Raw genomic sequence first — 19,725 nt, forward strand, 5'->3', positions numbered from 1 at the left:
CCGCCGCCCCCTCCCCGCCCCCCCCCCCGGCGCGGGGGGCGCCCTGGGGGGGGGGCGGCCCCGCCCCCCCACCCCCCACCCCGCCACGCCCCGCCCGGGCACGGCGCGCCTCGTGCGCCCGTCTGGCGCACGCGCGATCAGCCAGGTGGGCGGACAGACCCCGGCCGGCCCCGGTGCGCGCCGGGGCCGTCGGCCGGACGAACGGTGCGGTGCCGGCCTTGACGGCCGGGAAGGAAGCGCGGGCCCCGGCGGTCAGGTAGGGAAATGCTGGCCCTGGCGGTCAGGAAGGAGGTGCTGCCGGGCCTGGCGGTCGGGAAGGAGGTGTCGGCCCTGGTGGTCAGGTAGGGAGCTGCTGGCCCTGGCGGCCGGGAAGGCGTGCCGGGCCTGGCGGTCGGGAAGGAGGTGCCGGGCCTGGCGGTCGGGAAGGAGGTGGGCACCCGTGAGGTCGGGTCGTGGCGGTCAGGCGTGCGTCGCACGGCACGTGGACCAGCCCGCCTCCCCCCGGCTCCCCCCGGCTCCCGTTTGACGAACGGACGAGCCCGCCCCCCCGGCTCCCGTTTGACGAGCGGACGAGCCCGCCCCGGCTCACGCTTGACGAGCGGGGCGGCCATGCGCCCCGCTCGCCGTCACGTGCTGGGTGTCCTGCCCCGCGTCAACAACCTCCCCGGACGGAACACCTAGGCCGTCGCCGGCAGCACATGGTCGCCGATCTTGTCCGTGCTCAGGCACAGCGAGCAGACCACCGCGTCATGGGTGGCGCAGGCGGCCAGGTCGGGCCGCTCGTAGGGCTGGTGGCAGACGTGGCAGTCGTACGTCGTCGCGGTCGGGTTGCCCTCCGCGTCGAGTACGGGCTCCTCGATGCCGTCGTCGGTGCGGCGCAGGTAGTACCTGCCCTTGGTGACGACGGCCATCAGGGGGGTGAGGACGAAGGCGATGACGGCCGCGGCGACGGGGGAGTAGGGCTGGAGGGTGTCGCCGAGCAGATGGAAGTACATGGCGATCGACAGACCGGAGGCGGCGACGAAGGCCACCACGCCCACCGGGTTGACGGCGAAGAGCATGCCGCGGCGGAACTCCGGCCGCAGCGGGGAGAGTTTGAGCAGGTACTTGTTGACGGCGATGTCGGTGGCGACGGTGACCACCCAGGCGATGGCGCAGTTGGAGTAGAAGCCGAGGATGCTGTTGAGGAAGCTGAACATGTCGGCTTCCATCAGGGCCAGCGCGAAGCCCAGATTGACCAGGACGAACACCATGCGCCCGGGGTAGTGCCTGGTGACGCGTGTGAAGGAGTTGGTCCAGGCGAGCGAACCGGAGTACGCGTTCGTCACGTTGATCTTGATCTGGCTGATCACGACGAGTGCCACGGCCAGCGGGACGACCAACCAGGAGGGCATCATCGCGTCGAAGGCGCCGCGGAACTGCTGGATCGGCTCGGGGGCCGCCTTCGCTCCCACCGCGGCGAGGATGTAGACGGCGAGGAAGACGCCGATCGCCTGCTTCAGCGCGCCGAGCACCACCCAGCCGGGGCCCGCCATGACCACCGCGGTCCACCAAGTGCGCTTGTTGGCCTCGGTCTTGGGCGGCATGAAGCGGAGGTAGTCGATCTGCTCGCCGATCTGTGCGATGAGGGAGAGACAGACGCCGGCGCCGAGCAGGACGGGCGCGACGCCGACACCGCCGTCGCCGTCCGTGCCGGCGTACGCGAGGAAGCGGTCCACGGTGCCGGGGTCGGTGGCGATCAGGTAGATGAGCGGACCGACCATCAGCAGCAGCCAGATGGGGGTGGTCCACACCTGGAGCTTGCTGAGCGCCTTCATGCCGTAGATGACCAGGGGGATCACCATGAGTGTGGAGACGGCGTAGCCCAGCCAGAGCGGCAGCCCGAGGCCCAGTTTGAGGCCCTGCGCCATGATCGAGCCCTCGAGCGCGAAGAAGATGAAGGTGAAACTGGCGAAGATGACGCTGGTGAGGACCGAGCCGTAGTAGCCGAAGCCGGAGCCGCGGGTGATCAGGTCCAGGTCGATGTTGTAGCGGGCGCCGTAGTAGGCGAGCGGGAAGCCCGTGACGAAGATGACGACCGCGGCGACGGCGATCGCGACGAGCGCGTTGCCCGTGCCGTGCGCCAGGCCGATGCCGGCGCCTATGGAGAAGTCGGCCATGTAGGCGATGCCGCCGAGCGCCGTCGTCGCCACGACCATCGGGGTCCAGCGACGGTAACTGCGCGGTGCGAAACGGAGGGTGTAGTCCTCCAGGGTCTCCTTGGTCGCCTGGCCGGGCGGGGATTCCGGTGCGGTGGCGGTCTGCGGGGACTGGGTTGCACTCATGGTCGGCCCTTCGGGGTGGAGTGGTGCTCCGGTGGGGGGCGGGGCGGTGAGCGGTGGGCGTCCCGGGGTGGCGTCGTCGGCAGCCAGGGAGTCGAGGGCGAGGTGAGAGATGAAGTCCCTTGATTTCAGCGCTGGTTGACGAGAGGCCGCATCGCGCGGCGGGTGTGCCCGGTCACCACGGCCGTCGAGCCGACGGCGGGGGCGGGCAGGGCGCGGTGGTGCTCGGGGCGCCGATGGGTGTCCGGGCCGTATACGACTCTGCATCCATGGGCGGACACGCTAGAAACCCCTTGTTTCCCGCAGGTTGATCGCGTCGTGAACGGCCCGTTTCCGTGACCTCACCGATCCCGCGGGGTGCTGCGACACCACCGTCCACGGCGTCCGTCACTCCGTGCGGTGCGTGGCCAGCGCGTTGGCGGCCGAGAGCATGGCGTCCAGGACGGTGAGGACTTCCTCGCGGGGCTCGGAACGGGTCGTGCGGTGGCGCGCGATGAGCCGCCGGGTGCCGAGCCCGGGCAGCGAGACGGCGGTGACGCCCTCGGGGTGCGAACCCAGCACCGCCAGATAGGGCACGACGGCGATGCCCAGTCCGCCGGCGACCATGGACAGTGCGACGTTGTAGTCGGAGTAGCTGTGCGCGGCCGTCGGTGCGAGGGAAAGGCCCCTGCGCAGCTGGGAGTTGGCGTCGTGGGCCGCGGAGTCCGGGTCCACCGCGAGCCAGGTCATGTTCTCGAGCTCCGCCGTGGTCGTGGGGGTCGGCAGGCCGCTCGGCAGGACGACCAGCCACGGTTCGTCGAGCAACGGGACGTCGCGGGTGCCCTGGACCGAACGGCGCCCCAGAGGAGATTCCTGCTCCAGGACGAGGAGATCGAGCGCGCCGGAGCGGAGTTCCTGCTGGCCCTTGTCGCCTTCCGTCTGCCGCACGGCCAGTTCCAGGCCCGGAAACCTCTCCCGCAACTGATGCACCAGCGGAACGAGCAGCGTCCCGATGAGCGTCTGGGGAGCGCCGATGACCACCGTGCCCGCGACCTCGCCCTGCAGGGCCGACAGCGACTTGCGGGCTTCGGTGAGCTCCGTCTCGATCCGCTCGGCCGCCTCGGCGAGGGCCCGTCCCGCAGGGGTGAGCACCGCCCCATGAGGCTGGCGGTCCAGTACGGCGGTGCCGACCGCATCCTCCAGCCGGGAGATCTGCTGGGACACCGCCGAGGGCGTCAGATGCAGCATGGCGGCCCCCGCCAGCACTCCGCCGGCCCGGTGGACGGCCAGCAGGACTGCCAGTTTCCGCGGATCCAGATCCATTCACAACAGCTTAATCCGGGGGGTAGACAACTTCAATTGCACTACACCCGCGCCTCCGTCACGATGGCGTCATGCAGGAGATGCTCGTTCCCGGAGCCAGTGCGGCGGGGTGGGCCGGTGCACTGTGCACGGCAGCCGCCTACGGCCTCGTCTCGCGTCGGCGGGTCGAACCCGATTCCCGTCTGTTCCAGGCGATGAACATCCTCGGCGGCGCGCTGCTCGCCGTGTCCGCCGCCGCCAGCGGCGCGTGGCCGTCGGTCACGTCGAACTTCGTGTGGATCGTGATCGGCTTCCACGCGCTGGTCGGCCTGCACCGCCTCCCGCGCGCCGCACGCACCTGGTGCGCGGGCCGTTTCCCGCGCCGCCGCACGGCGGACCGTGTGGCGGTACCTGCGGTGGCGGCTCACTCCAACATCGTTGCGGACGAGGGCCGTTAGAGCATCTCGCGTCCGCGCGGAGCGGCGGCGGTCAGTCCGTTCGTCCGGCCGCCGCCCTGATCAGCCGTCCGATGTCGGCCAGGTCCGCCTCGAACTCGGCCGTGAGGTCGACGGGCAGGTCGAGCCAGGGCGCGAGGGTGCCGTGGCCGGGGAGTTCGCCGTCCGGGAGCTGGCCGCGCCGGCCGCGTGGATCGAGGCTTCCGGGGGCGAAGCGGCCCGACGCCTCGGAGGCGGCGAACCCGATCAGGAAGGTGCTGATCATCCGCTCCAGCCGGGGCACTTCGGGTTCCGGGACCCCGGCCTCGAGGAGGGCGAGGAAGATGATGTCCACCGCGCGCACGGCGTCCGGGGTGATGGCCGGCCGGGAGAACAGGAGTTGCGCCGCCCAGGGGTGACGCTGCGTCACCGCGCGGGAGGCGTGGGCGAGCGCGGTGAGCCTTTCCTCCCAGTTCTGTTTCTGCTCGCCCGGGGGCTCTGACGGCAGCAGGGCGGCCAGCAGGCGTCCGAGCATGCCGTCCAGCAGCGCCCCCTTGTCCTTGACGTGCCGGTACAGCGCCATCGGCGTGACGCCGACGCGGTCGGCCAGTGCCCGCATCGAGACCGCTTCGAGCCCGTGTTCGTCGGCGATGTCCAGCGCCGCGTCCAGAATCTCTTCCCGTCTGCCGCTCATGGGTCTACAGTGTAGACGTATACGGTGTAGACCTCATGGAGGCATGCATGCTCGTCGCCCAGGAACTGGTGAAACGCTACGGCCGGCAGCGGGCCCTCGACGGCTTCGACCTCACGGTCGCGCCCGGTGAGATCGTCGGCCTCATCGGCCACAACGGCGCGGGCAAGACCACGTTCGTCGAGATCGTCACGGGTCTCGTGCGGCCCGACGCGGGCCGCATCCGCATCGGGCCGTACGACGCCCTGCGCGACGGGCGGGCCGCCCGGCGGCTGCTGGGCGCGGCTCCCCAGGAGCTGGCCCTGTACGGCACTGCCACCGCGCGCGAGAACCTGCGGCTGCTCGCCGGCCTTGCCGGGCTGCGCGGCCGGCGCCGGGCCGCGGAGATCGACCGCGTCCTGGAGGAACTGCAGCTGACCGCCGTCGCGGACCGCCCGGTCGGCGTCCTGTCCGGGGGTCAGCGCCGCCGCGTCCAGGCGGCCACCGCCATGGTCGCCTCCCCGCCCCTCCTGCTGCTCGACGAGCCGACCGCCGGGGCCGACCCGGAGACCCGCACGGCACTGCTGGCCGCCGTGAAGGCCCGCGCCGAGGACGGTGCGGCCGTCGTCTACACGACCCACTACCTGCCCGAACTCGTCGATCTCGGCGCCACGTTGGCGCTCGCCCGCGCCGGGCGCGTCATCGCGCGCGGCACGCAGGAGGAGCTCACCCGCGACCTGCCCGGCGAACTCCACGTCACCTTCGCCGATCCGGCCGTACCCGAGCTGCGCCGGCCCACCACGGATCCGGGAGCGGATCTGGCCGCCCTGCTCGCCTCGGGCCGTACGCCCGCGTCCGTCGACGTCCGCCGTCCCAGCCTGGACGATCTCTACCGATCCCTGGAGACCACCGTGCCGGAGTCCGATCATGCTGCCGCGTGAATCCGCCGTCCGCCTGGGCGCCCTCGTGCGCCACAACGCGCTGCTGATGCTGCGTGAGCCCGGTCCGCTGCTGAGCCGGATGATCCTGCCGCTCGTCTTCATGACCCTGCTGCGCCCGCTCTACCTGGCCGCCCAGGGCCGCACCGCCGGCACTCAACAGGCCGTCGTGGGCACGCTGGTGACCTTCTCCCTGCTGGCGCTCAGCATCGCGGGCAGCGCGATCCTCACCGAGCGCATCGGCCGCACCTGGGACCGTCTGCGCTCCACGCCGCTGCACCCGGTGGAGATGCTCGTCGGCAAGGCGCTTCCGGTCCTCGGGGCCCTGCTGGCGCAGCAGTTGCTGATCATCGGCTTCGGGGTGTGTGCCTTCGGGCTGAGTGTCCCGCATCCGCTCCTGCTGCTGGGTGTGCTGCTCAGCTGGAGCGGTACCCTGCTCGGCCTCGGCACGCTCCTCGGTGTGCTGGTGCGCAGCATGGGAGAGCTCTCGGCCGCCTACGACATCGGCGGCATGCTGCTCAGCAGCGTCGGCGGCGCGCTCGTACCGCTCAGTGTGCTGCCCGCCTGGGTCGCCCACATCGCCCCGGCCTCGCCCGGCTACTGGGCCGCCCGCGGCCTGCGCGCCGCGCTCGACGGTGACGCGCACACCGCCGCGACGGCCTGCGGCACGCTCCTCGGGGTCGCGCTCCTGTGCGGTGCGCTGGCCTCCGCACGGCTGCGCGGGCACAGCAGCCGCCTGGTCGCCCTCTGACCCCGGTCGAGGAGACGCAGGTCACATCGGGGCATGTCACAGGGGTTCGGGCCACCTCGTCCCAGGGGGTGTAGCCGGTGACGGCGACATGCCGACCACCCGACGACCACAGGGGAGCAGACCATGGAAGCGCGAGTGAACTACTTCACCAGCCCGACCGCCGGCAAGGCCGTCAAGTACCTCATGCCGGCGGGACGGGCGCTGAAGGAGGCACCGTTGCCGGCCGCGACGCAGGAGCTGGTGGCGCTGCGCGTGAGCCAGATCAACGGCTGCGCGGTCTGCATCGACATGCACACGAAGGAGGCCGCCGCGGCGGGGGAGACCTCGGTACGGCTGAACCTGGTCGCGGCGTGGCGGGAGGCCACGGTCTTCACCGAGGCCGAGCGCGCGGCGCTGGAGTTCGCTGAGGCGGGCACCCGGGTCGCGGACGGCGCCGGCGGGGTCGGCGACGACGTGTGGGCGTACGCCGCCAAGCACTACGACGAGGAGCAGCTCACCGCCTTGGTGGTGCTGGTCTCCTTCATGAACATGGTGAACCGGCTCAACGTCATCAGCCGGCAGCCGGCCGGGGACTACGAGCCCGGGCAGTTCCACTGACCGGTACGGGTTCCGACGGGTCGTGACGGATGAGCGCGCAGGGGAGTCGAGTGGACGTGAGCAAGGTCGAGGAGTTCGAGGAGCTGCGGCCGCTGCTGTTCTCGATCGCGTACCGGATCCTGGGCAGCGTGGGCGAGGCCGAGGACGCGGTGCAGGAGACATGGCTGCGCTTCGACGGTACGGCGACCCGGCCCACCTCGACCAAGGCGTATCTCTCGACCACGGTGACGCGGATCGCCATCGACGTGCTGCGTTCCGCGCGCGTACGGCGTGAGCAGTACGTCGGCCCGTGGTTCCCCGAGCCGCTGCTGAACGACCCGTACGAGGATCCGGCGCGGGCGGTGGAGCTGGCCGACTCGGTGTCGCTGGCGGCGCTGCTGTTGCTGGAGCGGCTCAGCCCGCTGGAACGTGCGGTGTTCGTCCTGCGTGAGGTGTTCGGCTTCGGCTTCGAGGAGGTCGCGGCGGCGGTCGGGCGCACGGAGGCGGCGTGCCGGCAGCTGGTGGTACGGGCGCGGCGGCACATGCGGGAGGGGCGGCCGCGCTTCGAGGCGGTCCGCACCGAGCGGGAGGAGCTGGCGTCGCGGTTCTTCGACGCTCTGCGCGAAGGCGACGTCGCCTCGCTGCAGGACCTGCTCGCCGCGGACGTGTCGATGGCCGGCGACGGCGGTGGCAAGGCCCCGCAGCTGGCCAGGGCCGTCGTCGGCGCCGACAACGTGGCCCGGCTGCTGGCCTCCGTCTTCCCCTGGATGACCCGGATCGACGTGACCTTCGAGCCCCACGAGATCAACGGCCAGCCCGGCGCGGTCTTCCGCGACCGGGAGGGCAGGGTGGTGAACGTCATGGTGCTGGACGTCCTGGACGGCCGGATCCGCGCCATCCGCTCGGTGATCAACCCCGACAAGCTCGCCCACATCGGCCCGGTCGCCGACGCCTGGGCCCTCGACCGCGAGCTGAGGAGGGCACGCCGCCGGCCGAACTGACCGCCGGCACGGGCCACTTTGGCCACCGGCGGCAGACGGACCACCCCTCGGCCGCCGGCCGCGGGATCCTCCGTCGGCCACTCGCCGAACCAGCCCATCTACGGCTGCCGGCGCCCGGATCGGCCACCGGCCGCGGGCCGGTCCCGCCGCCGCTCGCCGAATGAACCTACGTTCGCCCTCGGCGCCGCCGAACCGGCCGCCGGCTGCGGGCCGTTCGCTGTCGCTGTCGCTGTCGCTGTCGAGCCGGGCGGACCTACGTTTGCCGTCGGTCGGCGGATCGCTCGTCGGTCGCAGGCCGCACCTGCCGCCGCCGTTCGCCGCGTCGGGCGTCGGGCGGCGGGCGTCAGGCGTCAGGTGTCAGGTGTCGGGGGAGGGCCGACCGTTCACCGGCCACCGCTACGGCAGTGGGCCGTCGGCCGCTTCGGCAGCGACGGCAGTTGAGCGCCCGCTCGGCCCCCCCGGGGGCCCCGACCGCCCCCCGACCGCCCCCCGACCGCCCACCGATCGTCGGCCCCCCCGTCCGGTCCGGTCACCTGCGCTGCGCCGCAGCCGTACCGGTACACGCCACCCACCCTCCGGCCACAGACCGGACCGGCCCCGTCGTGGCGCTCGCGGCCGGGTGTTTCTGCCGGCCGCCGTCGCCGCTCAGGCTCTGTGGAAGTAGTGCCCCTTGTCGAGGTCCTCCAGGAGCCCAGGCCGGGTCGGGTGCCAGTCCAGCAGGTCGCGGGTGAGGGTGTTCGAGGCGGGAGCGTCGAGCCCGAGGAAGCCGCTCAGCCAGGTGAAGTGCCCCGGCGCGGCCTCCGGCGTCACGGAGGTGACCGGCAGGTCGAGGTGCCGTCCGATCACCTCGGCCACGTCGCGCAGGGCGACGCCCTCTTCCGCCACGCCGTGCAGCACGGATCCCGCCGGGGCCTTCTCGGCCGCCAGCCGGAACAGCCGCGCGGCGTCGAGGCGGTGGACGGCCGGCCAGCGGTTGGCGCCGTCGCCGAGGTAACCGGAGACGCCCTTGTCCCGGGCCACCGCGACGAGGGACGCCATGAACCCGTGATCCCCCTCGCCGTGGCAGGTCGGGGCGAGCCGCACCACCGACGAGCGCACGCCGCGTTCCGCGAGGGCGAGCACCGCCAGGGAGGTGGACGCGCGGATGGACATCGCCGAGCCGTCGACCGTGGGCATGTCCCGTTCGCCCGCCACCTTGCCCGGCTTCAGACCGGCCAGCCCGGAGGCCAGGACGAACGGCCGGTCGGTGTCGGCCAGCGGCTCGGCGAGGGCGTCGACGGCGCGGCGGTCGGCCTCGGCGGCGCCCTGGAAGTCGCCGCTGAAGGCGATGTCGTGCTTGAAGGCGAGGTGGACCACCCCGTCCGCCTCGGCGGCGGCGCCGGCCAGCACGTCGAGGTCGTCGACGGTGCCGCGCACCACGTCCGCCCCGGCGGTGGTGAGGGCGGCGGCGGAGGAGTCGGAGCGGGCGAGGCCGGTGACCCGGTGGCCCGCTTCGAGGAGCTCGGGAACGAGCGCGGAGCCGATCCAGCCGGACGCGCCGGTCACGAAGATACGCATGGCAAAGCCCCAAACTGTCGATGTCAGTGACTGTCATCAACGCTAGCACCTGATGTCAGTGACTGTCATCGCGTAGGATCTGGCGCATGGTGAGATGGGAGCCGAACGCGCGGGAACGCCTGGCCGAAGCGGCGTTGGAGCTCTACAGCGAGCGCGGCTACGAACGCACGACGGTGGCGGAGATCGCCAAACGGGCCGGGCTGACCGAGCGGACCTTCTTCCGGCACTACGCCGACAAGCGCGAGGTGCTCTTCGACGGCACGGGCGCGCTGCAGGAGCTGTTCGTGACGTCCGTCGCCGAGGCGCCGCAGTCCGCGGCGCCGATCGAGATGGTGGCGGCCGGGCTCGAAGCGGTCTGCGCGATGTTCGTCGACCGCCGGCCCTTCGCCCGCAAGCGGCAGGCCGTGATCATGGCCAACGCGGAACTCCAGGAACGCGAACTGATCAAGCTCGCCGCGCTGTCGGCCGCGCTCTCCGGTGCGCTGCGCCGCCGGGGCATCGGCGAACCGGCCGCGAGCCTGACCGCCGAGGCCGGCCTCGCCGTGTTCAAGATCGGCTTCGAGCGCTGGGTCGCGGAGGGCGAGGAACGCCCGATGGACGAGCTGATGCGGGAGTCCCTGGACCAGCTCAAGACCGTGACCGCGGGGGCCTGACGCACGCCTGCCGATCGGCCTCGGCCTCCCCCCGCGGTCGAGCCGGTCCGCGTCAGGAACTCGTGAGGACGACCAGCCGCCGGGTCGCCCGGGTCATCGCCACATAGCGGTCGACCGCCCCCTCGACCCCCTCGCCGAAGGACTCCGGGTCGACCAGGACGACCAGGTCGAACTCGAGTCCCTTCGACAGTTCGGGCGGCAGCGAGCGGACCCGGGGTGTCGCCCGGTACGCGGGGGCGCCGATGACGCACGCGATGCCCTCGTCGTGGGCGGCCAGCCAGGCGTCGAGGACCGGTTCCAGCTCCGTGACCGATCCGTGCGCGACCGGGATGCCGCTGCTGCGGATCGACGTCGGTACGTTGGCGTCCGGGAGCACCGCCCGGATGACGGGCTCGGCCTCCGTCATCACCTCTTCCGGGGTTCGGTAGTTGATGCTCAGGGACGCCACCTCGACGCGGTCGAGCCCGATCCGTTCGAGCCGCTGCCGCCACGACTCGGCGAAACCGCGCCGTGCCTGGGCGCGGTCCCCGACGATGGTGAAACTGCGGGACGGACAGCGCGGCAGCAGCATCTGCCACTCGGCGTCGGTCAGCTCCTGGGCCTCGTCCACCACGATGTGTGCGAAGGGGCCCGCCAGCAGGTCCGGCTCGGCGGCGGGCAGTTCGGACTCGTCGACCAGACTGGCCCTGGCGTCCTGACCGCGCAGCATCACCACCAGGCCCTCGCCGTCGTCGGTGTCGGCGCCGGAGACGGACGCGGCCTCGATCAGGTTGTCGACGACCTGCGTCATCCGCTCGCGCTGGGCGGCGAGGACGGCCGTGTGCCGTAGCCGCCGCCGGGCCGCCTCGGGGTCTCCGAGCCGCTGCCGCGCCGCGTCCAGAAGCGGCAGGTCGGACACGGTCCAGGCCTGGGCCTCGGCGCGCTGCAGCGTGCCGACCTCGTCACGCTCCAGCCAGGGCGCGCACATCCGCAGATAGGCGGGCACGGACCACAGGTCGCCCACGAGGTCGGCCGCGTCGAGCAGCGGCCAGGCGCCGTTGAGGGTGCCGACCAGCTCCTTGTCCTGCCGCAGGGCCCCGAGGAACTGCTCGGGCGTGACGTCGTCGCCGGCGTACTTGTCCAGCAGGATCGCGGCGAGCTTCTCCCAGATCTGCTCGCGCGCCTCGTTGTGCGGGGTGCCCGGTTCCGGTGCCTCGAACGCCTCGGTCCAGTCCTCTGCGGTCAGCGGGATCTCGGTCCAGCCGACCGTCACCGTCGTGGCCCCGGTGGGCGGTTCCTCGTAGAACCGGACGGCCGTCTCGATCGCCCGCACCATGTCCGCGGACGACTTCAGGGCGGCCGCGTCCGGGTCGGTCTCGGTCGCCGCCGCCGCCCCCTCGGCGACGAGGTCGCGGACGGTGCAGATCTGCACGCCCTCCTCGCCGAGGCTGGGCAGGACGTCGGCGACGTAGGCCAGGTAGGGCTGGTGCGGGCCGACGAACAGCACGCCGCCGCGCCGGTGTCCGAGCCGCGGGTCGGCGTACAGCAGGTGGGCGGTGCGGTGCAGGGCGACGACGGTCTTGCCCGTGCCGGGACCACCGTCGACGACCAGGGCGCCGCGGGAACCCGCCCGGATGATCGCGTCCTGGTCGGCCTGGATGGTGGCCAGCACGTCGCGCATCCGGTCCGACCGGTGGCCGCCGAGGCCGGCGATGAAGGCGGACTGGTCGTCGAGCGCGGCGTGCCCCTCCAGTCCGTCGGCGGTGAACACCTCGTCCCAGTAGTCGCTGATCCGGCCGCCGGTCCAGCGGTACCTGCGGCGGCTCACCAGGCCCATGGGGTCGGCGTGGGTGGCCGCGAAGAACGGTTCGGCCGCCGGGGAGCGCCAGTCGACCAGCAGCCGGCGGCCCTCGCTGTCGGTGAGGCCGAGCCGGCCGATGTACAGGGGCTCGGCGCCGTCCGCGGCGACGATGTGGCCGAGGCACAGGTCCAGGCCGAAGCGGCGCAGCGTGCGCAGACGGCTGTTGAGCCGGTGGACCTCGGCGTCGCGGTCCATCGCCTGCCGGCCCAGGCCGCCCGGTGCCCTGAGCTCCGCGGCGAGCTGCTCGGACAGCTCGGCGACGGTCTGCTCCAGACACCGCGCGACGGCCGCGAAATGCCGCTCGTCGCGGGCGATCAGCGCCGGGTCGGCCTTGGCGGAGAGGCGATCGGGCAGATCGAATGCTGACAAAGAGGTGCGCACCTCGGGAATCCCTCATTTCCGCAGGTTCTGGCTTCGGCCTGCGATTGTGCGGCACGCCCCCGGCCTTGCCGCAAGCCCCCCAGTGCGCTATAAGTTGAGAGTGGCAAGGAGTGGCTGACCTCCTTGCCCTTTCTGTTGCCCGGCCCCTTCCGCCCGCGAAGTCGCCGCTGCGGCCCGCGCGGTCCCGCGATGACGGCCGGCTACGGCCGGCGCAGTCCCGCGATGAGGAGGCCGACCAGTCGGCGGGCGTCGTAGCGGGGATCGTTGTCCGCGCCCGCGCAGAGGTTCCCGACGCCGCGCATCAGCTCGTAGGCCCCCGGAGCGGACGGGATCTCGCCCGACTCGGCCGCCGCGTCCAGGAGTTGGCCGCACACGGGGACGAGACGGTCGAGGAAGTACGCGTGCAGCGTCTCGAATCCGGCGCTGTCGGAGTGCAGGACGGCGGCCAGACCGTGCTTGGTGACGAGGAAGTCGACGAACAGGCTGATCCAGTCGCGCAGTGCGGCATAGGGAGTCGGACGGCTCGCGAGCAGCGCCGGTCCGGCCTCGGCGCAGGCGTCGACCTGGTGCCGGTAGACGGCGACGATGAGATCCGCCCGCGTCGGGAAGTGCCGGTAGATCGTGCCCAGCCCGACGCCGGCCTTGGCCGCGATGTCGCGTACCGGTGCCTCCACGCCCGACGTCACGAAGACCTCGGCGGCCGCGCTGAGCAGCGTCTCCTTGTTGCGCCGGGCGTCCGCCCGCCTGGACCGGGGCGCCTGTCCCGTGCCCTCGTCGCCGTCGTTCACCCTGTCGCTCCCGTGCTCTCTCTTGCCAAAACGGAACCGTGTTCCGTATCGTCGTTTCCGGAACGGGGTTCCGTTTGTTCATGATGGCAGAGCCGGGGCCCGGCCACCAAGCCATGCCTCGATGCACGCCTCGATGGAGGAATACGCTCATGCAGTACCGCACCTTGGGCCGCACCGGTGTGCAGGTCAGCTCCCTCGCGCTCGGCGCGATGAACTTCGGCAGGATCGGGCGCACCACCCAGGACGAGGCCACCGCCCTCGTCGACGCCGCCCTCGAAGCCGGCGTCAACGTCATCGACACGGCCGACATGTACGGCGACGGTGAGTCCGAGGAGATGGTCGGCAAGGCCATCGCCGGCCGCCGGGAGGACATCGTGCTCGCCACGAAGGCCGGCATGCCGATGGGCGCCGAACGCAACCACCAGGGCAGCTCGCGCCGGTGGCTGGTCACCGAGCTGGACAGCAGCCTGCGCCGCCTCGGCGTCGACCACGTCGATCTCTACCAGATCCACCGATGGGACCCGCGCACCGGCGACGAGGAGACGCTGTCGGTCCTGACCGACCTCCAACGCGCGGGGAAAATCCGCTACTTCGGCTCCTCGACCTTCCCCGCCCACCGCATCGTGCAGGCCCAGTGGGCCGCCCGCGAACACCATCTGAGCCGCTACGTCACCGAGCAGCCCAGCTACTCCGTCCTGCAGCGCGGGATCGAGACCCACGTCCTGCCGGTGACCGAGGAGTACGGGCTCGGCGTGCTGGTGTGGAGCCCGCTGGCCTCGGGCTGGCTGTCGGGCGCGATCCGCGAGGGCCGCGAGATCACCGGGAACCGCGCGGCCTTCATGCCGCAGCGCTTCGACACCACCGTCCCGGCCAACCGGGCCCGGCTCGACGCCGTGGAGCGGCTGGCCGGCGTCGCCGACGAGGCCGGCCTGACCATGATCCAGCTCGCGCTCGGCTTCGTCACCGCGCACCCCGCCGTCACCAGCGCGCTCATCGGCCCGCGCACCCTGGACCACCTGCGTTCCCACCTGGCCGCCGCGGACACCGTGCTCTCCGCCGACGTGCTCGACGCCGTCGACGCGATCGTCGCTCCCGGCACCGACCTCGCCCCGGACGAGAAGCACGACACCCCGCCCGCGCTGCTCGACCCGTCACTCCGACGCCGCTGAGGACGGAGATCGTCATGCCGCACACCACCCGTCCCAGATTCGGCATCATGACCGCCCCCCAACAGGTCGACTACCACGACCTCCTGCGCGTCTGGCGCGAGGCGGACGGCCTCGCGCAGATCGAGCACGCGTGGCTGTTCGACCACCTCATGCCGATCGGCGGCGACCCCGGCGGGCCGGCGTTCGAGGGCTGGACGCTGCTCTCGGCGCTGGCCGCGCAGACCCGCCGGCTGCGCCTGGGCGTGATGGTGACCAGCAACCGGTTCCGGCCGCCCGCGCTGCTCGCCAAGATCGCCACCACGGTCGACACCGTCTCCGGCGGACGGCTGGACTTCGGCATCGGCGTCGGCTCCCGCCCCGGCCATCCACTGGCCCGGCGCGAGTACGCCGCCCACGGCCTGCCCTTCCACTCCACCGCCCACGCCGTGGGCAGCCTCGCCGAAGCCTGCACCGTCATACGGCGGTTGTGGACCGAGGCCGAGCCGTTCGACTTCCACGGCGAGTACGTCCAGCTCACCGGGGCGTTCGGAAACCCGAAACCGGTCCAGCGCCCGCACCCGCCGATCCTGATCGGCGGCCGCTCGTCCGCGACGCTGCGTGTCGTCGCCGAGCACGCCGACCTGTGGAACATCCCCGGCGGTGACATCGACGACGTCGTGCGCCGCAGCGCGCTCCTCGACCGCTACTGCGCCGAGATCGGCCGCGACCCGGCGACCATCACCCGCTCCCTGCATCTGCCCGTCGACTACGAGCGGCCCGGACCCACCCGGGACGCGATCGCCGCAGCGCTCGGCTCCGGCTTCCGGCACATCGTCCTCGCACTGCCGTCGCCCTACCCGGCCGGCGCCGCACGCTGGGTCGCCGAGGAACTCATCGGCGACCGGGCCCGCGGCGCGGCGGACGCGGCGACGCCGGCACCGCCAGGCTCCCGGCCCGGTGGACGATGACGTTGAAGGAGCCGTGCTCGCGCTCGACATGCCCGTCGAGCAGGACCGCCGGGGCGTCGAGCAGGACGCGGCGGCAGCGCTCCCAGACCGGCGGGGAGAAGACCAGGTTGACCATGCCCGTCTCGTCCTCCAGGGCACCGAACGCCACGCCGTTGGCCGTGGGCGGGCGTTGCAGGTACTTGGCGAGCCCGCCGAGCCGTACGCGGGCCTGGTCGGACATCGCGCGGACGGCCGCGGCGGTCTGGGCGCCCCGGCGTTCGAGCACCGGCCGGACATGGTGCACCGGGTGGCCGGTGGTGCTGGCTCCGGTGGCGGCCAGGTCGGCGACCGTCTCCTCGGCCGGGGTCATCACCGGCAGGTCGGGGGCGGGGGCGAGGGCGCCGAGGCCGGGCAGGTAGGGCTGCAGGCTTCGGGGAAAGGCGCCGGCCGTCCACAGCGCGCTGCGCCGGTGGTCGTCGAAGCCGGCGAACGCCCCGGCGGTGGCGAGCTGTTCCATCAGCCGCGCGGGCAGCCGCGTGCGGCGGGCGAAGTCCTCCAGACCGCTGAAGGGCCGCACGTCACGGGCGGCGACGATACGGCGTGCGATCTCCTCGCTGAGGCCGTTGACGCCGGTCAGCCCCCGGCGGACGGCGAACCGCCGCTCAGCGCCGTCGGGTTCGAGGGTGGCGTGCACCCCGGAGGTCCGCACGTCGACGTTGCGGACGCCGATGCCGTGGCGCCGGGCGTCCTGGATGAGGGTCTGGACGTCGTAGAAGCCCATGGGCAGGTTGGCCATGATCCCGGCGGTGAGGGCGGCCGGGTAGTAGTGCCTGATCCAGGCGCTCGCGTAGATGATGTGGGCCATCGACTGGGCGTGGCTCTCGGGGAAGCCGTAGTCGCTGAACGCCTCGATCATGGAGGTGATCCGGGCGGCGGCCGCGGCCGGGATGCCGCTCGCGGCCATGCCTGCGAGGAGGCGGTCGCGCAGTGCGGAGACCTTCTCGGGCGCGTGCTTGGCGGCCATCGCCTTGCGCAGGCGGTCGGCCTCGCCGGGGGTGAACCCGGCGCAGTCGATGGCCAGTTGCATGGCCTGCTCCTGGTAGAGCGCGACGCCGAGGGTCTTCTCCAGGGCACGGCGGGCGAGCGGGTGGGGGTAGCTGACCGGCTCCTCGCCGCGCCGGCGGCGCAGGAAAGGGTGCTTGGAGCCGGCCTGGATCGGCCCGGGACGGATGATCGAGGCGGCGATCGCCAGGTCGTTGAAGGTCTTCGGCCGCAGCTGGGGCAGGGTGCTGATCTGGGCACGGGACTCCACCTGGAAGACGCCGATGGTGTCGGCGCGGGCGATCATGTCGTAGACGGCGGGGTCGTCGGGCGGGATCGAGGTGAGGTCGAGGCGTACTCCGTAGTGCTCGGCGATCAGGTCGCAGGCGGTGTGCAGGGCGCCGAGCGTGCCCAGGCCCAGCAGGTCGATCTTGATCAGCCCCGCGGCGGCCACGTCGTCCTTGTCGCCCTGCAGGACCGAACGGCCCTCGGCGGTGGCCCACTCCAGCGGCATCACCTCGCCGAGCGGCTGCCGGGTGAGGACCATGCCACCGACGTGGATACCCATGTGCCGTGGCAGGGTGTGGAGTTGGGCGGCGAGTTCGCGTACGTCGGCAGGCAGGCCGAGGTCCGGGCCGGGTGGGCCGTGGTCGATGTGCCGGGTCATCTCGCGGATGTGCGGGGCCGGATGGCCGAGGACCCTGGCGGCGTCCTGTACCGCCAGCCGGGGCCGGTAGGTGATCACGTTGGCGACCTGCGCGGCGTGGTCGCGGCCGTAGCGGCTGTAGACGTACTGGATGACCTCCTCGCGGCGGCCGGCCTCGAAGTCGATGTCGATGTCGGGCGGTCCGGCCTTCTCCACGGACAGGAAGCGCTCGAACAGCAGGCCGTTCCTGAGGGCGTCGACCGCGGTGATGGCGAGGACGTAGCAGACCACGCTGCTGGCCGCGGAGCCGCGGCCCTGGCACCAGATGCCGCGGCCGACGGCGAACTGGACGATGTCGTGGACGATGAGGAAGTAGCCCGCCATGTCCAGCTCGCCGATCACGGCGAGCTCGTGGTCGAGCTGCTTCCAGGCCGCGGCGGCCTCGGGGGAGCGGGAGTCGCGTTCGCCGTAGCGGGCGGCGCAGGCCCGCTCGGCGAGGTGGCGCAGCCAGGTGTTCTCGGTGAAGCCGGGCGGGGTGGGGAAGCCGGGCAGCCGCGGACGCAGGCCACCGAGGTGGATCACGCAGGAGCGGCCGAGTTCGAGCGTGGTCTCCAGCACGCCCGGATGGCGGGCGAGCGCGCGGCGCATCTCCGCGTACGAGCGCAGGTGTGCCGTCGGGGCCGGCATCAGATGGCCGGCGGCGCGGTCCAGGGTCTCGCGGCGGCGCAACGCGGCGAGCGCCTGGGCGAGGCGGGCCTGGCGCGGGGCGGCGTAGTGGACCGCGCCGGTCGCCACCACCGGCAGGCCGAGGCGGCGCGCGGCGACGACGGTGACATCGGCGGCGACGGAGTCCTGCGGCAGGTGGTGGTCGACGATCTCGGCGTACACACTGCCGGTGCCGAAGACGTCGGCCAGCCGCTCCAGTCGGTGGGCGACCGCGGCGACGTCGCAGCGCTCCGTGCCGGGGGCCGGGCAGCCGGGCAGTACCGCCCAGTGTCCGCCGCTCGCCGCCGTGGACAGGGCGTGCAGGTCGTGGACGGGGGCGTTCTTCGCTCCCGCCAGCTGGCCGGCACTGATCGCCGCCGACAGGAGCCGGAAGCCCTCCAGGGTGCGGGCGAGCACCACGGGCGTACCCAACTCCTGCTCATCGAGGGTGAGTTCGGCGCCGTAGACGGTGCCGATGCCGGCCGGGGCCGCGGCCTCGGCCAGGCGTCGCGCGGCGTAGAGACCGTCCCGGTCGGTGACCGCGAGGACCTTGATGCCGAGCCGGACGGCCTCGGCGACGAGCTCGTCCGGCTGGGCGGCTCCCTGGAGGAAGGAGAAGGCCGTGTGGACGTGCAGCTCGGCCCAGCCCGGACCGTCCTCCGCGCCGGAAGGTGCGGGAAAGCCGATGATCTGTGCCTCGGCCGCCCCCGTCCCCGCACCCTTCCCCGACACACCCATAGCGCAATTTTCGAATAGATGTGCGAATGAGGCAAGCGGGGCCCGCGCCCGGACCGGGTACGGGCCCCGCCCGTCTCGTGCGGGAGAGGGCGGACCGATGCCGCACCCGCCGAGTCCGCTTTGCCGCGCGGCGGCAGCACGTCATCCGGAAGGGCCGGGATGTCCCAGCGGTACCGATCCGATCGTCAGGCCCGCGGCGGACGCGTCCTCCAGGTCGACGCCGGTGATCCCTGCCCGTTCCGCGGTGCGGACGCGCAGCGCTCCACCGGGCCAGGTGAAGACGAGTTCGTCGCCGTGCTCGGTGACGTCGGCCCGGAGGACGGAGGCGAAGAGGTCCCTGCTGAACGCGGGGTCGGTGGTGCTCAGCCGCGTCGGCCCGAGGGTGACGGCGGGCCCGGGAGCGGTGCTCCACAGGGAGGTCCACCAGTCCGTGCCGGTCGCGGCACCGGTGCTCGGGAGGGCCGTGACGTCGCGCTCGCGAGTGCCGAGCAGTTCTTCGGCGGACGGGTAGGCGCGGTCCGTCTGGGCGAGCTGGACGACGACGCGGTGCCTGGCGTCGGGCAGCAGGAAGGCCTCCTGCCAGGCGGGGTGCCCGTAGTCCTCGCCGACGACGGTGGCGCCGATGGACCGTGCCTGTTCCACGGTCTCGCGCAGGTCGGGAACCGTGAAGGTCACGTGATGCGCGCCCTCGCCGTGCTTGTCGAGGAAGCGGCTGAGGAAGCCGGGCCCGTTCGGTTCGAGGAGTTCGACCCGGCCGCCGCCGTGGCGGGTGCCGACGTAGAACAGGAGATACCGGAACTCCTGGAGGGTTTCCCCGACGACGGGTGTCGCGCCGAGTCCCGCGCGAAGCCGCCTCGCCCAGGCCAGCGCGTCCCCTACGGCGAACGAGGTGTGATCGAAGTCGACGGCTGCGGCCGGAGCGGCGGAGTGATCGTGTGCGGTCATCGGTCCTCAATGTACGGCTTGAGGCCGCGTCCGAGGAGGGCCGTCGGCCACCGGCCCATCCGCGGTACGCCGACGTCGGGCACCCGGCGGGCGGACCCGCCGCGCCTGACGGCCGGTCGTGCGGCCCGGGCCAGTGCCGCGAGTCCTCCTTCGGGCCGTCGGGCGGGCTGTCGGGTCCGCCCGGCGGGTGGCGTGTCCATGGGTTTCACGGCGGAGCGGTTGGCGCGGGCCGTCCCCGTCGGCGTCCTTGACGGCCGGCGCGCGGCGCCCGGTCACGGTGGAGCTCCTGGGGCTCGAGGGGGCGGTCGGCGGGCCGGCCCGGCGCGATCCGGGCGGTTCGACCGGTGCGGTGGTCGGCGGAGCC

17 protein-coding genes are annotated in these 19,725 nt (G+C 72.7%); 8 read left to right on the plus strand and 9 right to left on the minus strand.

Annotated elements, in window-relative coordinates:
- Positions 1 to 677 precede the first annotated feature (677 nt).
- From ACIRPX_RS10075 to ACIRPX_RS10085, 3 genes are all read right to left on the minus strand, one after another.
- A complete protein-coding gene (locus tag ACIRPX_RS10075) occupies positions 678 to 2,324 on the minus strand; it encodes a purine-cytosine permease family protein (protein WP_404190941.1) in 1,647 nt (548 codons plus the stop codon).
- A 125-nt stretch (positions 2,325 to 2,449) separates the two neighbouring features.
- On the minus strand, positions 2,450 to 2,602 hold the full coding sequence (locus tag ACIRPX_RS10080; protein ID WP_404190944.1) for a hypothetical protein: 153 nt from the start codon (positions 2,600 to 2,602) through the stop codon (positions 2,450 to 2,452).
- A gap of 106 nt (positions 2,603 to 2,708) precedes the next feature.
- The gene (locus ACIRPX_RS10085; protein ID WP_404190946.1) at positions 2,709 to 3,623 is read right to left on the minus strand and encodes a LysR family transcriptional regulator; all 915 of its coding nucleotides are present in this window, start codon (positions 3,621 to 3,623) and stop codon (positions 2,709 to 2,711) included.
- A 71-nt stretch (positions 3,624 to 3,694) separates the two neighbouring features.
- Between ACIRPX_RS10085 and ACIRPX_RS10090 the strand changes: the two genes are divergently transcribed.
- Positions 3,695 to 4,060 carry a hypothetical protein gene (locus ACIRPX_RS10090; RefSeq protein ID WP_404190949.1) on the plus strand — a complete coding sequence of 122 codons (366 nt, stop codon included), beginning with the start codon at positions 3,695 to 3,697 and terminating at the stop codon, positions 4,058 to 4,060.
- Positions 4,061 to 4,091: 31 nt separating this feature from the next.
- Here ACIRPX_RS10090 and ACIRPX_RS10095 read toward each other — a convergent pair whose 3' ends face one another.
- The gene (locus tag ACIRPX_RS10095; protein WP_404190952.1) at positions 4,092 to 4,730 is read right to left on the minus strand and encodes a TetR/AcrR family transcriptional regulator; all 639 of its coding nucleotides are present in this window, start codon (positions 4,728 to 4,730) and stop codon (positions 4,092 to 4,094) included.
- A 47-nt stretch (positions 4,731 to 4,777) separates the two neighbouring features.
- Here ACIRPX_RS10095 and ACIRPX_RS10100 point away from each other — a divergent pair, with 47 nt between their 5' ends.
- The 4 genes from ACIRPX_RS10100 to ACIRPX_RS10115 all read left to right on the plus strand — a co-directional run bounded on the left by ACIRPX_RS10100 (position 4,778) and on the right by ACIRPX_RS10115 (position 7,972).
- Positions 4,778 to 5,647: an ABC transporter ATP-binding protein gene (locus ACIRPX_RS10100; protein WP_404190955.1), complete on the plus strand. Its 870-nt coding sequence runs from the start codon at positions 4,778 to 4,780 to the stop codon at positions 5,645 to 5,647.
- Positions 5,634 to 6,395, plus strand: coding sequence for an ABC transporter permease (locus ACIRPX_RS10105; RefSeq protein ID WP_404190958.1), 762 nt, complete (start codon positions 5,634 to 5,636; stop codon positions 6,393 to 6,395). The genes ACIRPX_RS10100 and ACIRPX_RS10105 overlap by 14 nt, the downstream gene beginning before the upstream one ends.
- 123 nt (positions 6,396 to 6,518) lie before the next feature.
- Positions 6,519 to 6,992, plus strand: coding sequence for a carboxymuconolactone decarboxylase family protein (locus ACIRPX_RS10110; protein ID WP_404190960.1), 474 nt, complete (start codon positions 6,519 to 6,521; stop codon positions 6,990 to 6,992).
- Between the two features lie 56 nt (positions 6,993 to 7,048).
- Positions 7,049 to 7,972 (plus strand): RNA polymerase sigma-70 factor, encoded by a 924-nt coding sequence (locus tag ACIRPX_RS10115; RefSeq protein ID WP_404190963.1) that lies wholly within the window; start codon positions 7,049 to 7,051, stop codon positions 7,970 to 7,972.
- A gap of 645 nt (positions 7,973 to 8,617) precedes the next feature.
- On the opposite strand, the gene ACIRPX_RS10120 is transcribed toward ACIRPX_RS10115, so the two are convergent.
- Positions 8,618 to 9,529 carry an SDR family oxidoreductase gene (locus tag ACIRPX_RS10120; protein ID WP_404190966.1) on the minus strand — a complete coding sequence of 304 codons (912 nt, stop codon included), beginning with the start codon at positions 9,527 to 9,529 and terminating at the stop codon, positions 8,618 to 8,620.
- An 86-nt stretch (positions 9,530 to 9,615) separates the two neighbouring features.
- On the opposite strand from ACIRPX_RS10120, the gene ACIRPX_RS10125 reads away from it, so the two are divergent.
- Positions 9,616 to 10,182, plus strand: coding sequence for a TetR/AcrR family transcriptional regulator (locus ACIRPX_RS10125; protein WP_404190969.1), 567 nt, complete (start codon positions 9,616 to 9,618; stop codon positions 10,180 to 10,182).
- Positions 10,183 to 10,234: 52 nt separating this feature from the next.
- On the opposite strand, the gene helR is transcribed toward ACIRPX_RS10125, so the two are convergent.
- Positions 10,235 to 12,391, minus strand: coding sequence for an RNA polymerase recycling motor ATPase HelR (gene helR / locus ACIRPX_RS10130; protein ID WP_404190972.1), 2,157 nt, complete (start codon positions 12,389 to 12,391; stop codon positions 10,235 to 10,237).
- Between the two features lie 212 nt (positions 12,392 to 12,603).
- The gene (locus ACIRPX_RS10135; protein ID WP_404190975.1) at positions 12,604 to 13,191 is read right to left on the minus strand and encodes a TetR/AcrR family transcriptional regulator; all 588 of its coding nucleotides are present in this window, start codon (positions 13,189 to 13,191) and stop codon (positions 12,604 to 12,606) included.
- Between the two features lie 149 nt (positions 13,192 to 13,340).
- Here ACIRPX_RS10135 and ACIRPX_RS10140 point away from each other — a divergent pair, with 149 nt between their 5' ends.
- Positions 13,341 to 14,360 (plus strand): aldo/keto reductase, encoded by a 1,020-nt coding sequence (locus tag ACIRPX_RS10140; protein WP_404190978.1) that lies wholly within the window; start codon positions 13,341 to 13,343, stop codon positions 14,358 to 14,360.
- Between the two features lie 14 nt (positions 14,361 to 14,374).
- Positions 14,375 to 15,307: an LLM class flavin-dependent oxidoreductase gene (locus ACIRPX_RS10145; protein ID WP_404190981.1), complete on the plus strand. Its 933-nt coding sequence runs from the start codon at positions 14,375 to 14,377 to the stop codon at positions 15,305 to 15,307.
- Here the strand turns inward: ACIRPX_RS10145 and ACIRPX_RS10150 are convergent.
- Both ACIRPX_RS10150 and ACIRPX_RS10155 read right to left on the minus strand, forming a co-directional pair.
- The gene (locus ACIRPX_RS10150; protein WP_404190984.1) at positions 15,231 to 18,416 is read right to left on the minus strand and encodes an error-prone DNA polymerase; all 3,186 of its coding nucleotides are present in this window, start codon (positions 18,414 to 18,416) and stop codon (positions 15,231 to 15,233) included. The genes ACIRPX_RS10145 and ACIRPX_RS10150 overlap by 77 nt on opposite strands.
- A gap of 141 nt (positions 18,417 to 18,557) precedes the next feature.
- On the minus strand, positions 18,558 to 19,361 hold the full coding sequence (locus ACIRPX_RS10155) for a VOC family protein (RefSeq protein ID WP_404190987.1): 804 nt from the start codon (positions 19,359 to 19,361) through the stop codon (positions 18,558 to 18,560).
- Between the last annotated feature and the right edge of the window lie 364 nt (positions 19,362 to 19,725).

Origin of the sequence: Streptomyces sp. NPDC101225, from assembly GCF_044767585.1 — a bacterium.
Lineage (GTDB): Bacteria > Actinomycetota > Actinomycetes > Streptomycetales > Streptomycetaceae > Streptomyces.

Bases quoted from the DNA above. Each gene is read 5' to 3' on its own strand.
- ACIRPX_RS10110 (WP_404190960.1), top strand. From the start codon at position 6,519: ATGGAAGCGCGAGTGAACTACTTCACCAGCCCGACCGCCGGCAAGGCC.
- ACIRPX_RS10105 (WP_404190958.1), top strand. From the start codon at position 5,634: ATGCTGCCGCGTGAATCCGCCGTCCGCCTGGGCGCCCTCGTGCGCCAC.
- ACIRPX_RS10090 (WP_404190949.1), top strand. From the start codon at position 3,695: ATGCAGGAGATGCTCGTTCCCGGAGCCAGTGCGGCGGGGTGGGCCGGT.
- ACIRPX_RS10155 (WP_404190987.1), bottom strand. From the start codon at position 19,361: ATGACCGCACACGATCACTCCGCCGCTCCGGCCGCAGCCGTCGACTTC.
- ACIRPX_RS10120 (WP_404190966.1), bottom strand. From the start codon at position 9,529: ATGCGTATCTTCGTGACCGGCGCGTCCGGCTGGATCGGCTCCGCGCTC.
- ACIRPX_RS10145 (WP_404190981.1), top strand. From the start codon at position 14,375: ATGCCGCACACCACCCGTCCCAGATTCGGCATCATGACCGCCCCCCAA.
- ACIRPX_RS10150 (WP_404190984.1), bottom strand. From the start codon at position 18,416: ATGGGTGTGTCGGGGAAGGGTGCGGGGACGGGGGCGGCCGAGGCACAG.
- ACIRPX_RS10125 (WP_404190969.1), top strand. From the start codon at position 9,616: ATGGTGAGATGGGAGCCGAACGCGCGGGAACGCCTGGCCGAAGCGGCG.
- ACIRPX_RS10140 (WP_404190978.1), top strand. From the start codon at position 13,341: ATGCAGTACCGCACCTTGGGCCGCACCGGTGTGCAGGTCAGCTCCCTC.
- ACIRPX_RS10095 (WP_404190952.1), bottom strand. From the start codon at position 4,730: ATGAGCGGCAGACGGGAAGAGATTCTGGACGCGGCGCTGGACATCGCC.
- ACIRPX_RS10085 (WP_404190946.1), bottom strand. From the start codon at position 3,623: ATGGATCTGGATCCGCGGAAACTGGCAGTCCTGCTGGCCGTCCACCGG.
- ACIRPX_RS10100 (WP_404190955.1), top strand. From the start codon at position 4,778: ATGCTCGTCGCCCAGGAACTGGTGAAACGCTACGGCCGGCAGCGGGCC.
- ACIRPX_RS10075 (WP_404190941.1), bottom strand. From the start codon at position 2,324: ATGAGTGCAACCCAGTCCCCGCAGACCGCCACCGCACCGGAATCCCCG.